We start from the raw sequence: 16,567 nt of genomic DNA, 5'->3' as shown, positions 1-16,567 counted from the left end.
CCATCGCGGCGCCACGGCGGGCCCTCGATGTCCACCCCTCGCCCACCCCGGCGGGCAGCTCGATGAGGTGTTCACACCCGCGTTACGCTGCGTCGAGCAGCGCGGGCGGTCCGGGCGGTGCCGAACAGGTCAGAATGCCAGAGATCGCCACCCAGGGCAAGAGCTGGAGCACGAATTTGCCGCGGCACCAGTGTTTTCCGAGCGTTACGCCGCCGGGTCCGCCAGTTGTCGGTGGGTTGCGGTAGATATTCGGCGAACACGAGAACGGGGGAACCGATGACCGAGCAACGCACACCGTGGACCGAGGACCAGGTCCGCGCGCTCGCGCCCGATGCGAGCTCACTGGCTGCCGCACGCAAGCTGGCCGGTCGCTGGCGCGAGACCGGCACCGCGGGCAATGCGGTGTGGGGGCTGTGCCAGGGCAGCGGCGCCAAGCCGTATCAGGCGATCGTCGACCTGGACGGGCCCGCGTACAAGTGCTCGTGCCCCAGCCGCAAGTTCCCGTGTAAGCACACGCTGTCGCTGTTGCTCACGTGGTCGAGTGGCCAGACCCCCGTCCAGCAGGCACCCGCCGACTTCGCGGCCGAGTGGCTGGCCGGGCGGGCCGCGAAGGCTGCCGCGCCGGCGAAGGCCAAGGCCGCGAGCACGCCGTCGCAGGCCACCGTCGAGCAGCGGCGGGCGCGGGTATCCGCCGGGCTCACCGAACTGGAGGTCTGGCTCACCGACCAGATCCGGACCGGGCTGGCCCAGACCGACCGTTCGTACGCCGCCTACGAGGCGATCGCGGCCCGGATGGTCGATGCCCAGGCGCCCCGCATCGCCGAGGCCCTGCGCAGGCTGCCCACCGCGGTCGTCACCACCGAACACTGGCCCGAACTGCTGTTGCGCGAGTACGCCCGCCTGCACCTGCTGGTGCTGGCCCATCGCAGGCTCGACGCCCTCCCCGAGCCGCTGCGGGCGGGGATCCGCACCCACATCGGCTACCCGACGTCGGCCGAGTCGGTGCTGAACGAGCCCGCGGTGCGGGATCGCTGGCTGGTGCTCGGCATGCGGGCGAGCGAGGAGGAGCGACTGCACACGCGCCGCACCTGGCTGCGCGGTCGCGGTAGCGGACGGTGGGCCCTGCTCATCGAACATTCCTTCGCCACCCCGAATTTCACCGGCGAGGTGCCCGCACCCGGCAACGAGGTGGACGCCGAACTGCACTACTACCCCGGCGCGGTGTCCCTGCGCGCGCAGTGGGGCACCCGCCACGGCGCACCCGAGCCCTTCACCACCGTCCCCTCGGTCGGCGGCGCCACGATCGACGACGCGCTCGACGCCTACGCGGGCGCGTTGAGTGCGGATCCGTGGCTGCGTTCCTGGCCCGCGCTGCTCGCCGATGTCGTGCCGGTGCTCGACGAGACCGGATGGCAGCTCGTCGCATCCGACGGCACCGCGCTGCCGCTGGCCGCGGGCGCGCGCCCGTGGCGGCTGATCGCGGTCGCGGGCGGTCACCCGGTGACGGTGTGCGGCGAGTGGCGAGCCGACGGCTTCGACCCGATCTCGGTGTTGTGCGCAGGCGAGGTGAGCGACCTGGAAACCGAATTCCCCACCGAAACCACCCCGACCCCCGCGCTGGCCGAACTCGTCTCGGTGGCGCTGCTCGGCACCGCCCGGCGCAGCGCCGACGGTGTCCACCTCGACTCCGCGGTCGCCGCCGCCGTTCCGCAGCACGCGGGCGAACCGGCCACCCGGCTGCTCCACACCGCCGCGCTACAAGACCTGTATCTGCGCGGCGGACAACTCCCCCGTATCGCGGCGAAACCCGAACCCGCCGTAGATGATCCACGCCCGCTTCTGCCGCGCCCCGCCGCCGACCGCCTCAGCCGCCTACTCGCGGACAAGTCCCCGTTCTTAACCGAATGGTTCACTGCGGCAACACCATTCGACTTCCGCCTGCCCGATGTGCTGTGTGTCCAGGCGCTCTCGGCGGCCTCCGACACCACGCTGCGTCCGCCACTGCTGCGACTGGCAGGCCGCCGCGGACGCTGGCTCGCCGCGCGCAACCCGGCATGGGCGAAACTGGTCGACGAGTTCCCTGCCGACGTTGCCACATCGTCGGCGGAGGGGAAAACCCACAACAGCCGGCCGGAGCTGACGGCGAGCGCCGCCGACATCCAGGTCGACACGGACGCGAGCACGACCCGGAGCGCCGGGCCGACAACGTCCCCGGATCACGATGCCGATTCCGGCACCACTGCCGACTCGGGCTCCGGTACGGAGCCGGGCGCGCCCGCTGTCCACGATGTCTGGTTGTTCGGCACATCCGGCGAGCGAAAGGACTGGTTCGCGCGTACTCGCCGGGCCGATCCGGCCGCGGCGCTGACCGTGTTGACCGCTGCGTGGCCGAAGGAGTCGGGGCCAGTGAAGGCGGAGCTGCTGGGGCTGCTCGCCGAGGGGCTGAGTCCGGCCGACGAAGCCCTGCTCGAGCGGGCCCTCGACGACCGGCGCGGTGATGTCCGGCGCACCGCCACGACGCTGCTGAACAAGCTGCCGGATGCCGCTTTCGGGCGGCGGATGGCGGCGCTGGTGGCGTCGTGGATCCGGGTGGCGGACGACGGGACGGTAGACGTACGGGTACCCGCGGAGCTCGACGCGCAGGCCCGGCGCGACGGCATCACCGATGCGACCGATCAAGCGAAATTGCGCTGGGACACCCCTGATTCGACGATCACGACGCTGCACCAGGCGATCGCCGCCACTCCGCTCACCGCATGGTCCTCGATCGTGCGGGCCCCCGGCGAGCAGACCCCGACCACCGCGTTGACCCTGTCGCTGCCGCCCCGCTACGCCAAGGCGATCGTGGACGGCTGGGTCGATGCCACGCTCGCCCAGCACGACACCGCGTGGGCCCGTGCGCTGTTCGCCCACGCGACCCCGACCGAGCAGGCGGTGCTGCGGCGTCGCGAACTGTTCACGCTGCTCGATGCCGCCGACCGGATCGAGCACGTGCTCGACCTGGACGCGCACCAGCTCAACGAACTACACGCGATCCTGCCCGGCCTCGATCATCCGTGGCCGCAACCCGTCGCCGACCATGTGCTGCGGTTGCTCGGCGAGCGCGCCCGCACCACCGCGCGGCAGCCGCACGCCAGTGCGGGCGTGTACACCGACCGGGCGCTGCTCACGGCCGCGAGCGTCCACCTACCTGTCGAACTCGCGTCGCGCGTCAGCGCGCTCGCCGACACCACCGACGATCCCGCCTGGCACCAGGCATTCCACCGACTCGCCCACGATCTCACCGATCGTGCCACCATGCTCGAGGAGCTGCGTTGACCACCATCGAACCCTCCACCACCCTGCTGCGTCCCCACGCCGAACAGGCCTTCGCCGACGAATTGGCCGCCCTGGACCGCGTCGACGATCGAGTGCGCCCGCCGTCCTGGAAACTGTCGCCGTGGGCCGTGGTCACCTACATTCTCGGCGGCACCCTCGACGACGGCACCGTGATCACGCCCAAATATGTCGGCCCCCGCCGGCTGATGGAGGTCGCGGTCGCCACCCTCGCCACCGACCGCGCCCTGCTGCTCCTCGGGGTGCCCGGCACCGCGAAAACGTGGGTTTCCGAACATCTTTCGGCCGCCATCAGCGGCGAGTCGACCCTGCTCGTGCAGGGCACCTCCGGTACGGCGGAAGAAGCGATCCGCTACGGCTGGAACTACGCCCGCCTGCTCGCCGAGGGGCCGAGCGACGCCGCCCTGGTCGCGTCACCGGTGATGACCGCTATGCGCACCGGCGCCATCGCACGCATCGAGGAGCTCACCCGCATCCCCTCCGATGTGCAGGACGCGCTGATCACCATCCTGTCCGAGAAGACGCTGCCGGTGCCCGAGCTGGGCGGGGAAGTACAGGCGGCCAAGGGTTTCAACGTCATCGCCACCGCCAACGATCGCGACCGCGGCGTCAACGATCTCTCCTCGGCCCTGCGGCGCCGCTTCAACACCGTGGTGCTGCCGCTGCCCGCCGACGAGGATTCCGAGGTCGCCATCGTCAGCCGTCGCGTCGAACAGCTCGGCGCCGCACTGGAATTGCCGACCGTTCCCGCCGCCGCCGAGGAAGTCCGCCGCGTGGTGCGGGTCTTCCGCGAACTGCGCTCCGGCATCACCGCCGACGGCCGCACCAAGCTCAAATCCCCCTCGGGCACCCTGTCCACCGCCGAGGCGATCTCGGTGATCACCAACGGCCTCGCCCTGTCCGCCCACTTCGGCGACGGCGTGCTGCGCGCCTCCGACATCGCGGGCGCCGTGCTCGGCTCGGTGATCAAGGACCCGGTGGCCGACACCGTGATCTGGACCGAATACCTCGAGGCCGTGGTCCGGGAACGCCCCGACTGGGCCGACTTCTACCGGGCCTGCCGCGAAATCGCCGGCTGAGAACCGCCCGAAGGGGAGGACGGAACACACACCACACATGGGGTTTTCGATGAGTCAACGCAACAAGGCGACCCACCCGGCCGCCGGTGACACCACGCCCGGCGAGCCGGCGAGCCGTGCCGAAATCCGCGAGAGCTCCGCCTCGGATACGGGCGCGGGCGAGGCGCGCGCGGTCACCACCGAGGCCGAAGCCGGTGCGGGTTCGGTGACCGACACGAATTCGAGTGCGGGCGCGGAGGCGGTGACGCGGGTGTTCGGCATCCGTCACCACGGGCCCGGATCAGCACGCTCGCTGCGCCACGCGCTCGAGGAGTTCCGGCCCGACACCATTCTCATCGAAGGCCCCGCCGACGCTGATCCGCTCGTCGGGTTCGTCGCCGCCGACACGATGGCCCCACCGGTCGCGTTGCTCGCCTACGTCCCGGATTCGCCTGCCCGCGCGGCATTCTGGCCGTTCGCCGTGTTCTCCCCCGAGTGGCAGGCGATGCGCTACGGCGTCGAGCACGCCGTCCCGGTCCGCTTCTGCGACCTCCCCGCCACGAACGTCCTCGCCGCCGACGACGATGCCCGTGGCGGCGGCTCCGACCCGCTGGCCGCCCTGGCCTCGGCCGCGGGCTACGACGACGCCGAACGCTGGTGGGACGCGGTCGTCGAATCCGTGCCCGACAGCGCGGCTTTCGACGCCATCACCGAGGCGATGACCGCCCTGCGTGAGGATGCCCGACACGCCGCGATCACGCCACCCACAGCGGACGCGCCACCGCAGCTCGGCGCGACGGCGCCGACCGGCACCGAAGTCCCAGACCCGGTGGCACTTTCGCCACTCGACGCTCCCGAGCTGCTGGAGAAGCCTTCGGCAGCGAACGGATTCGAGTTCCCGGCCGCCGCGAATCGACCGGACCCCGCGATGGCGCCGCTGATCGTCGACCAGCACACTCTGGTCCGCGAGGCGCATATGCGGCAGGTGATGCGGCAGGTGCTCAAGGGTGGTGCGAAGCGGTTGGCGGTGGTGTGTGGTGCCTGGCACGCGCCCGCGTTGGTCGAACCGCTCGGTCCCGCCGCACCGGATATGCGACTGCTCAAGGGTTTGCCGAAGACGAAGGCCGCGTTGACCTGGGTGCCGTGGACGCATTCGCGGTTGGCAGCCGGGTCCGGCTACGGGGCAGGCGTCACCTCGCCCGGCTGGTATCACCACCTGTTCACCGAGACCGAGCGGCCGGTGGCGCGCTGGCTGACCAAGGTCGCCGGAGTGTTGCGCTCGCACGATCTGCCGGTGTCGAGTGCGCACATCATCGAGGCGGTGCGGCTGGCGGACACCCTCGCCGCGTTGCGCGGCAGGCCGCTGCCGGGATTGTCCGAGGTCACCGAGGCTGTGCGGTCGGTGATGTGCGGTGGCGACGAGACCATGCTGCGACTGGTGGTCGACGAACTGGTCGTCGGCGAGACGCTCGGCGGTGTTCCCGAGGACACTCCGACGGTCCCCTTGGCGGCCGACCTGCGGGCACGCTGTAAAACCCTGCGGCTCAAGCAGGAGGCGCTCGCTCGAAATGTCGACCTCGACCTGCGCAAAGAACGCGACGTCGAGCGGTCGCATCTGCTGCACCGCCTGCGCCTGCTCGGTATCGGCTGGGGCACTCCGACCACCGGCGAGGTCCGCAGCACCGGCACCTTCCGTGAGACGTGGACCCTGCGCTGGGAACCCGAATTCGAGGTCCGCATCGTCGAGGCCGCGGTCTGGGGCACGACCCTGCGCACCGCCGCGGAGACCAAGATCCTCGACACCGCGAGCCGCGACGACGTCACCGTCACCGCGCTCGCCGACGCACTGGAAATGGCCCTGCTCGCCGACCTGGGCGGCGCCACCGAAGGATTGATCACCAGGCTCGAAGCCGCCGCCGCCCTCGACCACGATGTCACCCATCTGCTCGGCGCCCTCCCCGGCCTGACCCGCACCCTGCGCTACGGCGATGTCCGCGGCACCGACACCAAGGCCCTGGCCCACGTCGCCGACGGCCTGCTGGTGCGGATCTGCGCGGGCCTGCCCGGCGCCGTCACCGGCCTCGACACCGATGCCGCCCAGGCCCTGCGCACCCAGATCGACGCCGCGCACACCGCGATCAGCACCCGCGACGACGAGCACGCCACCACCGAATGGCTGGCCACCCTGCACCGCATCGCCGATCGCGACGACGTACACGGCGCGATCGGCGGCCGCGCGGTGCGCCTGCTGTGCGACGCCGAACGCATCGACGACGCCGAATCCGCCCGCCGGCTGGCCGCCGCACTGTCCGTCGGCAACACCCCCGCCGCCAAGGCCGCCTGGATCGACGGCTTCCTCGGCGGCCGCGGTCTGCTCCTGGTCCACGACCGAGAGCTGTTGCGCCGCATCGACGAATGGCTCCGCGACCTCAACGAAGACCAGTTCGTCGCCACCCTGCCGCTGCTGCGCCGCACCTTCGGCTCCTTCGAATCCGGCGAACGCCGGGCCATCAGCCAGGCCCTGCGAGACACCGGCTCAGCACCGACCACCGCCGACGGCCCCGCCGCGGTCGATCCGATCCGCGGGCAACTGTCGCTGCGCGCAGCGACCGCGATCCTGGGGGCCGCTGGGTGACCCACCTCCGCAGACGTCCGACACCCACTCGCCACCGCATCCCGCTCGACCACCAGGAGCACCGATGACCGAACCCGACGAAACCCATTCGCGCCGTTGGCGTCTCGTACTGGGAACCGCCGCCGAAGAACAGCTCGGCGGGTTGAGCTCCGGTGCCGATCAGGCGATGGACCAGGCACTGTCCGCCCTCTACAACACCGGTGAAGCCGGCGGTTCGACGAAAAGGTCTGGTGGACTGGGTGGTTCAGCGCCCCGAGTCGCGCGCTGGCTCGGCGACATCCGCACCTACTTTCCCGCGACCGTGGTCGAGGTGATGCAGCGCGACGCCGTGGACCGGCTCAACCTCACCCAACTGTTGCTGGAGCCCGAGCTGCTGGAATCGGTCGAGCCCGATGTACATCTGGTGGGCACACTGCTCGGCCTCAACCGGGTGATGCCCGAAACCACCAAGGCCACCGCGCGCATGGTAGTCGAGAAGGTGGTGCGCGAGATCGAGCAGCGCATCGCCGCCAAGACCGTGGCCGCGGTCTCGGGCGCCATCAACCGTGCCGCCCGCACTCATCGCCCGAAACTGCGCGATATCGATTTCAACCGGACCATCCGCAAGAATCTCGCCAACTACCTGCCCGAACACCGCACCATCGTGCCCGAGCGGCTCGTCGGCTACGGCCGCAAGTCGCAGTCGATCCAGCGCGATGTGGTGCTGGCCATCGACCAATCCGGCTCGATGGCGGCCAGCGTCGTCTACGCCTCGGTGTTCGGCGCCGTCCTCGCGTCCATGCGGTCGCTGAAGACCTCGCTGGTCGTGTTCGACACCGAGATCGTCGATCTCACCGATCAGCTCAGCGACCCGGTCGACGTCCTGTTCGGCACCCAGCTCGGCGGTGGCACCGACATCAATCGCGCCATCGCCTACTCGCAGACGCTGATCACCCGGCCCACCGACAGCCTCTTCGTGCTCATTTCCGACCTCTACGAAGGCGGTGTACGCAACGAGATGCTGCGCCGCTGCCATGCGATGAAAGAGGCGGGTGTCCAGGTGGTGGTGCTGCTCGCGCTCTCCGACGAGGGCGCGCCCGCCTACGACCACGACAACGCCGCGGCGCTGGCAGCGCTCGGCATCCCCGCCTTCGCCTGCACCCCCGACAAGTTCCCGGACCTGCTCGCCACCGCGCTGGACCGCGGCGACATCACGCGCTGGGCCGACACCAACGCCCCGGCGGTGTGATCGCACCCCGGGGAACGTGGCGGGACTCGGCAGCGTTGCGAGCCCGCGCCAACTAGGCTGCGAACGATCGGGTTCGTTGGACGGGGTGAGGCGATGTTGCGGCGCGGGGCGGTGTTCGCCGGTTTCGTCATCGAGCGTGAGCTGGGACGTGGCGGCATGGGCGCGGTGTACGCGGCCAGAGACCGCAGGCTGCCGCGGCTGACCGCGTTGAAGCTGATGCACCGTGACCTGTTCGCCGACTTCGAGATCCGCGCCAGATTCGAACGCGAGGCCGACCTGGTGGCCCAGCTCGACCACCCGAACATCATCACCGTCTACGACCGCGGCATCGACGAGGAACGTCTCTGGATAGCCATGCAGTTCGTGGACGGTGTCGACGCCTCGGCGGTGCCGGTGCAGCAGTTCGGGAGCGAGCGGATCGCCCAGATCGTCACCCAGACCGCGAGTGCGCTCGACTACGCCCACCGCCAGGGCGTTCTGCACCGCGACGTGAAGCCCGCCAACATCCTGTTGTCGCACACCGCGGGTGTCGGCGCGGGCTTCGACGAACGAGTCGTGCTGACCGACTTCGGCATCGCGAAACTCCTCGACGACACCGGCGGCCTCACCCGCACCGGCCAGTTCACCGCCACCATCGCCTACGCCTCGCCCGAACAACTCAGCAGCGCACCACTCGACGGCCGCGGCGATCAATACTCCCTGGCCTGTACGGTTTTCCGCCTCCTCACCGGCACCGGCCCCTTCGACGCCCCCAACCCGGCCACCGTCATGCTCGGCCACCTCAACGCCCCGCCTCCCGCGGCCAGCACCCGCCGCACCACCCTGTCCACCGCGGTCGATACCGTCCTGTCGAAGGCCATGGCCAAAGACCCCAGCCACCGCTTCCCCACCTGCACCGCGTTCGCCACCGCGCTCACCGAGGCACTGCGCCATCGCCCACCCACACCGCCGGCGTCCGGCCGCATCCCGACCGCCGGGCCGCGGCGAACCGCCTCTGCTCCCGAGGTGCGCCCGACCGGAACACCGCTGCCGCCGAGCGCCGGTTCCAGGCCTGAGTCGCGCACATCCTCGAGTCACCCGAATGCCGGTCGGCGACATGACCCGACCGTTGTCCGCAACACCATGTCCGAGCCGGAAAGCAGCGTCTCGGTCGACGTTCGTGGCTTCGACACCGCCATGTCCGCCCGGCCGGGAACGCCACCCGACCTCACCTCGAACCCGGCCGCGAATCCCCGTTCTCCCCACGGCCGGATCGATACACGCGCTTCCTCGACCTACGGCAGGGACGCGCGAGACACCAGCACCGCACCGGTATGGCTCGACGCCGTACACGGCTGTCTGCTCGGCGGAGCGATCGGCGATGCCCTCGGCGCTCCGGTGGAAACCCGTTCGCTGCAACAGATCCGGAACGAGTACGGCCACGCCGGGCTGACCGACGTCGACCCGCTTCGCATCTCCGAGGAGACCCAGCTGACGGCCTTCACCGTAGAAGCGCTGATCCGCGGGTCGGTGCGGGCCAGGGCCAAGGGCATCGGCGGAGCGACGATGGGCCTGCTGCAGCAGGGCATGCTCGTGTGGTTGCGCGGGCAGGTCACCGAAATGCCGGAGCAGCCCTTCGCGCTGTACAGCGCCCTCAGCGACTACCCCGAGCTGATCGAGCAACGTGGCGTGGCGAATTCGGTCTACACCGCGCTGCGTCACGCGGCCGCCCGGAAAGCGCCGATGAATCCGCTCGGCACCCGCGACCAGCCCATCAACCATTCCAAGGGCAGCGGCGCGGTGATGCGCGCGGCCCCCTGCGGATTCGGTTACGCCGCAGATCGTTCCGGAGCCGCGACCGATACCATCTTCGAATTGGGTTGCGATGCGGCCGCGCTCACCCATGGTCATCCCAGCGGTTGGCTGCCCGCGGGCACCCTGTCCGCCCTGATCTATCAGCTCTCGCGCGGCGCCGACACCGCCACCGCCCTCTCGCGCGCCCGCACCGAGCTGACGGGCTACTCCGACCACGGGGAGACCTCGGCCGCCTTGAACGCGGCCAACCGGCTGGCCGCCCGGATCGAACGCGAAAGGCGCTATCCCACACCGGAAGATGTCGAGACGCTCGGCCAGGGATGGATCGGTCCAGAGGCCCTGTCGATCGCCGTCTTCGCCACCCTCGCCGCCGAAGGACTCGGCGGCTCGCCCCACGACATCGTCCGCACCGGACTCCTGCTGTCGGTCAACCACTCCGGCGACAGCGACGCCACCGGTTCGATCGCGGGCAGTCTTCTCGGCGCCCGGTACGGCCGTTCCGCACTCCCGCGAGGTTGGGCGAATGCGGTCGATGCGCGCCCGATTCTCGATCTCCTGGCCACTGGCTACTGCACGGAATTCGGCCTCACACCACCGAGTGACTCCCACGGGATACCACCAGAACACTGGTGGAACCGCTACCCGGGCTGGCCCCCGTCCGGCTAGTTCCGCACTGACCCCAGTGGCCGTCAGATATCGCCCAGTCGATCGACCACGAGCGGCGTACCGCGCCCCATGACACCGTTCGACCCCCCACCGAGAACTCCGGTGGGGGGTCGAACGTGCCTGTGCCGCCTACAGATCCGCGATAGCCGCCAACGGCGGCGTCCGCGCGGCCCGCACACCCGGCCACACCGCGGCCAGCACACCCACCACACCGGACGCGATCAGCACGATCACCAGCTGCGACCACGGAATGGTGATCTGGTCGATGCCCATATCGCGCAGGGTGCGCAGGAATCCGACCCCGAGCGCGATGCCGAGCACCAGGCCGACGATCGCGCCGAAGATGGCGATCAGCATGGACTCCAGGTAGATCGTGCGACGCACCTGCGCACGCTGGGTGCCGACCGCGCGCAGCATGCCGATCTCGCGCCTGCGCTCCACCACCGACAGCGCCAGGGTGTTGATGATGCCGAGCACCGCGATCACCACCGCCAGCGCGAGCAGCCCGTAGAGGATGGCGAGCAGGGTGTTGATCTGCTGACCCTGCGCGCCCTTGAACTGTTCGTGGTCCTGGACCTGCACCACCACGAACGGTTCGGTGGCCTTCTCCAGGTTCGCCCGCATCGCGGTGAGATCGGCCCCCGGTGCGGCCTTGACCAGCACGAAGACATTGGTGCGCAGACTCTGCGGCATCAACTGCTCGTAGATACCGGGATCGACCACCATGGGCCCGAGCAGCGGCGAGTCGGCGAAGATGCCCCCGATCGTGAGCTCGATCTGCTTCTTGTCGAGACTGGTGATAGTGACCTTGTCGCCGAGCTTCCACCCGCGCTCGGTCGCCTCGGTCTCGTCGATGAGCGCGCCACCGGCGGGGATCGTGGTGGTGCCGCTGATCATGTCGATGTCCATCACCGGGTCGATCGGACCGTCCGGTGAGGTGGCGCCGATCTGCTCGTCGCCGACCTTGAACGCGACGATCCGGATCCCGGTGACATCGCTGACGCCGGGAACATCGGTGCGCACCGCGTCGACCGCACCGATCGGCGCACCGATCATCTGCGGACCGGCGAGCACGTACTCGGCCTTCACACCCTTGTCGATGAGCACACCGACACTCGTCTTCGCCGAAGCACCGAGAATGCCGATCGCCGAGACCAGCATCAGGCCGAGGGTGAGCGCGAACGCGGTGGCGGCGGTACGCCGCGGGTTACGCGTGGCGTTGTTGCGCGCCATCTGCCCGATCGCGCCGAACGGTCTGGTGAGCACGCCGAGCACGAGCACCATCGGCCGCGACAACGCCGGCGCCGCCAACAGCACCGCCAGAATGAGCCCGAGCGCGCCGACACCGACGGTCACCGCGGAGCCCTTGCCGGTGCCCTGCGCACCCACGTACACGAGCACGCCACCGGCGACGGCCATCACCGCGCCGATGATCGTGCGCAGCCGCAACGAATCACCCGCGCTGGCGAACTCGGACCGCATGGCCTCCACCGGCGGCACCTTCGCCGCCCGGCGAGCGGGAGCATAGGCGCTGGCCACGGTGACGATCAGGCCGACGAGCAGCGCGACGATCGCGGTACGCGGCAACACGGTCAGCGACCCCGTCGGCAGTCCGAGATCGAACGCGTTGAGCAACGCCGACAACCCGTACGCCAGCCCGATGCCCGCGGCCAGCCCGAGCGCGCTACCGATCAGCCCGATCACGATCGCCTCGGAGACGACCGACCGCCCGACCTGCTGACGACTCGCTCCGATCGCGCGCAGCAGCGCGAGTTCGCGCAGCCGCTGGGCCACGATCATCGAGAAGGTGTTGTAGATGATGAACGTGCCGACGATCAGCGCGATCGCGCCGAAGGCGAGCAGGAAGTAGTTGATGAAGGTGAGCGCCTCGGAGATCTCCTTCTTCATGTCCTCGCGGACCTCGTCGGAGTTCTGCACCTTGTAGTTGGGCAGGCCGGCGGCGAGCTGATCGCGCAGGTCATCGGCCGAAACACCGGGCGCCGCGGCGATGTCGGCGTAGGCCACGTGCGACCCGTCGGTGAACAGCTTGCGGCCCTGCGGCTCGGTGAACATCACCGCGACCACACCGCCGCCCTCGGCGCCCGGCATCTCGTAGATGCCCGACAGCGTCACCTCGAACGGGTCACCCTTGGACGGAATCAGCACCTTGGTCTTGTCGCCGACCTTCAGCCCGGCCTTCTCGGCGCCACCGGCATTGAGCGCGATCTCGTTCGGCTGGGTGGGCGCGGCGCCCGACAGGAACTTCTCGGGCTCCTCGACGGACTTGTCGGGCGGCAGGTAGGACAGGCCGAAACTCGGTGCGCCACCGGTCTGCACGGCCTTCTTGCCGTCGGGCTCGAGCAGCACGACCGGGCCGTTCACGGCGGGCGCGACCCTGGCCACACCGGGAGTCTTGGCCAGCGCGTCGACGATGTTCGTCGGTACGCCCAGTGATTGGCGGTCCGCGGGGCCCACGCGCACGTCCACGCCCTGAGCCTGGCCTTCGAAAATCCCGTCGAAGGTGCGCTGCAAAGTGTCGGTGAAGACGAACGATCCGGAGATGAAGGCGGTACCGAGCACCACCGACAGCAGAGTCAATGCCAAACGCACCTTGTGCGCGGCGAGGTTACGCAAGGCGACCTTGCGCATGGGATTGCTCATCGGGTTTCCAGCGCCTTCATCCGGTCGAGGATCGAATCCTGGGTCGGGTCGCGCAGCTCGTCGACGATGCGACCGTCGGCGAGGAACACGACGCGGTCGGCATAGGCGGCCGCGCGCGGGTCGTGGGTGACGATCACGACGGTCTGGCCGAACTCGTCGACCGAGGCGCGCAGGATCGAGAGCACCTCGCCCGAGGAATGCGAGTCCAGGTTGCCGGTCGGCTCGTCACCGAAGATGATCTCCGGCTTGCCCACCAGCGCACGCGCACACGCCACCCGCTGCTGCTGGCCGCCGGACAGTTCGGACGGCCGGTGCTCGAGGCGGTCGCCGAGACCGAGGCGCTTGACCACGGTGTCGAGCCATTCCTGGTCGGCCTTGCGACCCGCGATATCGAGCGGGAGGGTGATGTTCTCCAGCGCGGTGAGCGTCGGGACCAGGTTGAACGCCTGGAAGACGAAACCGATCCGGTCGCGCCGCAGCGCCGTCATCTGTTTGTCGGACAGGCCGGTGAGCGCGGTGTCGCCGATGCGGACCTGACCTGCGCTGGCGCTGTCGAGCCCGGCCAAGCAGTGCATCAGCGTCGACTTGCCCGAACCCGATGGGCCCATGATCGCGGTGAATTCGCCCTTCGCGAAGTCAGCCGACACCCCGTCCAGGGCCTTGACCTGTGTATCTCCCGATCCGTACAGCTTGACCAGATCGAGCGCGGCGGCCGCGATATCGGTAGCGGCCGCCGCATCGGCGGCCTCGGTGCCCAAGGCGTGCGAAGTCATGCTGTCCAGTCTGGCTGCCCACCGAGAACCGCGCCATCCGGGATCCCCCCGATACCGCAGGTCTTACCGACCTCTCAGCGAACGACCCATTCGAAGGCGTCGGCCTCCGAGCGCGCGCCTTCCAGCGCGCGGGAGCGGTTGGGCTCGCCGAGCTCGGCGAGGAGTTCTTCGGTGAGCCCGACGAGGTCGGCCAGCGAGGCCGGGGTGAACCAGTCGGGCCTGGTCGCGAAGAGGATGTCCTCGGACGCGGTATTGCCGCTGGCACCGGGAGCGAAGGGGCAGCCGCCGAGGCCGCCCAGCGCACCGTCGACCATGGTCGCGCCCGCGGCGACGGCCGCGAGCGTGTTGGCCACGCCCATGCCCCAGGTGTCGTGACCGTGGAAGACGATGCGGCGCGGCGGGGTGGTGTCGCGGACGGCGGCGACCAGGGCGCCCACCTGACCAGGGTGGGCCTGGCCGAGGGTATCGGCGAGGACGATGTCGGCGGCGCCGTCGGTGCGCGGATCGTTCGCGATGGCGAGCACCCGGCCGGGATCGACGGGACCGTCGAACGGGCAGGTGAACGTGGTGGCCAGGCACAGCTGGATCTCACCGCCCGCCTCGTGGGCGAGGCGGATCGCCGCGGGCATCGCCGCCACCGAGGTCTCGGTATCGCGGCCGATATTGGCCCTGTTGTGCGCGTCGGACACCGAGAAGCAGTACTGGAAATTGCGCGCGCCCGCTGCGGCGGCCTTCTCGACATGGCGCGGGGTCGCCACCCACACCCAGCATTTCGCCAGTTCGTCCGGGGTGAGCGCCGCGATCAACTCGAGCGAGTTGGCCATCGGCGCGACCAGATCCGGCCGCGCCATCGAACCGATCTCCAGCGCGGGCACGCCCGCGGCGAGCAGTCTGCGCACCACATCGATCTTCTGCTCCACCGGCAGCACCTTGCCGGTGAGCTGCAAACCGTCGCGCAGCGTCACATCACGCAGCAGCGGTGCGGTCACCGCCGCTGCTCCGGTTCCCGCGCGGGCACGCACATCACGCCACCGCACGGTTTGTCGCCCACGCTGGCCGGGGTGGGGTGGACCGTCGGACGCACATGACCCGGGCCGCGCGGCTCCCACTTGTTGCGCACCGGCGGGCGGCGCCTGCCGTGTACTCGCCTCGTCACAGTGCCTCCAGCGCGTCGATCTGATCTTCACTCATCCCGAGCAGCCCGCCGAGCACCTCTCTGGTGTGCTCGCCGAGGTCGGGGCCGACATTGCGGATCGGCAGGGATGCGTCCCCGATCACCGGGACGATGCCACCGAAACCCACCTGCTTGGGTTCGGCCTCGCCCACGTCGACGGGGAACATCTGGATCATATTGCGTGCGCGGTACTGCTCGTCGGCCACGATGTCGGCGGCGGTGTAGATCGGGCCGCACGGGATGGCCGCGTCATCGAGCAGTTTCAGCGCCTGCGCGCGCGTGTGTTTGCTCGACCATTCCGCGATCGAGGCGTCGAGGCGCTCGCGGTTGCGCCAGCGGCCGTTGTTGTCGGCGAGCTCGGGGTCGACGGCCAGGTCGGGCCGGCCGATCACCTGCATGTACCGCTGGAAGATGGCATCGCCGTTGCCACCGATGATGATGGAGTAACCATCGCTGGTCGGGTAGGCGTTCGACGGCGCGATGCCTTCCATCCGGCCGCCGACCCGCTCCCGGTTGATGCCGTAGGCGAGATGATCGGGGATCAACGATTCCATCACCGACAGGATCGACTCGTTGAGCGCGACATCGATGATCCGCTCCGCCTGCGGCACCGCACCCGCGACCCGTTCGCGCTGGAACAGTGCCATCACGGTCCCGAACGCCGCGTAGATGCCCGCGATCGAATCACCGATCGACACCCCGGTGCGCACCGGCGGCCGATCGGGATCCCCCACCAGCTCACGCAGGCCACCGACCGCCTCCGCGACCGCGGCGAATCCCGGTCGCGCGGCCATCGGCCCGGTCTGGCCGTATGCCGAGATCCGCGTGATCACCAGCTTCGGGTTCGCTTCCTCGAGCGCCTCGGGCCCCAGCCCCCACTTCTCGAGCATTCCGGGCCGGAAGTTCTCCAGCAGCACATCGCACTGTTTCACCAGATCGAGCACGATCGCGCGCCCCGCCTCGGTCCGCAGATCCAGCACGATCGATTTCTTGTTGCGGTTGACGGTGCGATACAGCATCGAGGTATCGCCACCGTACAACCGCCAGTTGCGTAATTCGTCGCCCGTGCCGGGGCGTTCCACCTTGATCACCTCGGCGCCGAAATCGCCGAGGATACGTCCGGCAGTGGGAGCGGCAACATAGTTACCGAGTTCCAGGACGCGAACACCGTCCAACGGCCGAATACTCATACAGGCAGTATCGCAGTGCGACCCCCGGTGACGCCGGGCACGTGCGGGCCCG

Annotated in this window: 10 protein-coding genes; 5 read left to right on the top strand and 5 right to left on the bottom strand. The window is 69.7% G+C overall.

Features of this window, described 5'->3' with window-relative positions:
• Positions 1–276 precede the first annotated feature (276 nt).
• From ACFQ9R_RS24265 to ACFQ9R_RS24245, 5 genes are all read left to right on the top strand, one after another.
• Positions 277–3,318, top strand: a complete 3,042-nt coding sequence (locus tag ACFQ9R_RS24265) for a DUF5691 domain-containing protein (RefSeq protein ID WP_378993486.1) — start codon at positions 277–279, stop codon at positions 3,316–3,318.
• The gene (locus ACFQ9R_RS24260) at positions 3,315–4,415 is read left to right on the top strand and encodes an AAA family ATPase (protein WP_378632496.1); all 1,101 of its coding nucleotides are present in this window, start codon (positions 3,315–3,317) and stop codon (positions 4,413–4,415) included. Before ACFQ9R_RS24265 ends, ACFQ9R_RS24260 begins: the two co-directional genes overlap by 4 nt.
• A 49-nt stretch (positions 4,416–4,464) precedes the next feature.
• Positions 4,465–7,029, top strand: a complete 2,565-nt coding sequence (locus tag ACFQ9R_RS24255) for a DUF5682 family protein (protein WP_378993484.1) — start codon at positions 4,465–4,467, stop codon at positions 7,027–7,029.
• Positions 7,030–7,093: 64 nt separating this feature from the next.
• Complete coding sequence (locus tag ACFQ9R_RS24250) at positions 7,094–8,257, top strand: VWA domain-containing protein (protein WP_378993482.1); 1,164 nt, start codon at positions 7,094–7,096, stop codon at positions 8,255–8,257.
• 93 nt (positions 8,258–8,350) lie between these two features.
• Positions 8,351–10,717 carry an ADP-ribosylglycohydrolase family protein gene (locus ACFQ9R_RS24245; protein ID WP_378993480.1) on the top strand — a complete coding sequence of 789 codons (2,367 nt, stop codon included), beginning with the start codon at positions 8,351–8,353 and terminating at the stop codon, positions 10,715–10,717.
• 129 nt (positions 10,718–10,846) lie between these two features.
• Here ACFQ9R_RS24245 and ACFQ9R_RS24240 read toward each other — a convergent pair whose 3' ends face one another.
• The 5 genes from ACFQ9R_RS24240 to ACFQ9R_RS24220 form a co-directional block, all read right to left on the bottom strand.
• Positions 10,847–13,378, bottom strand: a complete 2,532-nt coding sequence (locus ACFQ9R_RS24240; protein ID WP_378993479.1) for an ABC transporter permease — start codon at positions 13,376–13,378, stop codon at positions 10,847–10,849.
• Positions 13,375–14,151, bottom strand: a complete 777-nt coding sequence (locus ACFQ9R_RS24235) for an ABC transporter ATP-binding protein (RefSeq protein ID WP_378993477.1) — start codon at positions 14,149–14,151, stop codon at positions 13,375–13,377. The genes ACFQ9R_RS24240 and ACFQ9R_RS24235 overlap by 4 nt, the downstream gene beginning before the upstream one ends.
• 74 nt (positions 14,152–14,225) lie before the next feature.
• Positions 14,226–15,140 (bottom strand): hydroxymethylglutaryl-CoA lyase, encoded by a 915-nt coding sequence (locus tag ACFQ9R_RS24230; RefSeq protein WP_378993476.1) that lies wholly within the window; start codon positions 15,138–15,140, stop codon positions 14,226–14,228.
• A complete protein-coding gene (locus ACFQ9R_RS24225) occupies positions 15,137–15,307 on the bottom strand; it encodes a hypothetical protein (RefSeq protein ID WP_378609018.1) in 171 nt (56 codons plus the stop codon). Before ACFQ9R_RS24225 ends, ACFQ9R_RS24230 begins: the two co-directional genes overlap by 4 nt.
• The gene (locus ACFQ9R_RS24220; protein ID WP_378993474.1) at positions 15,304–16,515 is read right to left on the bottom strand and encodes a CaiB/BaiF CoA transferase family protein; all 1,212 of its coding nucleotides are present in this window, start codon (positions 16,513–16,515) and stop codon (positions 15,304–15,306) included. The genes ACFQ9R_RS24225 and ACFQ9R_RS24220 overlap by 4 nt, the downstream gene beginning before the upstream one ends.
• Between the last annotated feature and the right edge of the window lie 52 nt (positions 16,516–16,567).

Source organism: Nocardia sp. NPDC056541, from assembly GCF_042794235.1.
GTDB lineage: Bacteria > Actinomycetota > Actinomycetes > Mycobacteriales > Mycobacteriaceae > Nocardia.
Note: the sequence above shows the minus strand (reverse complement) of the source record. Positions and strands in the feature narration are given on the sequence as shown.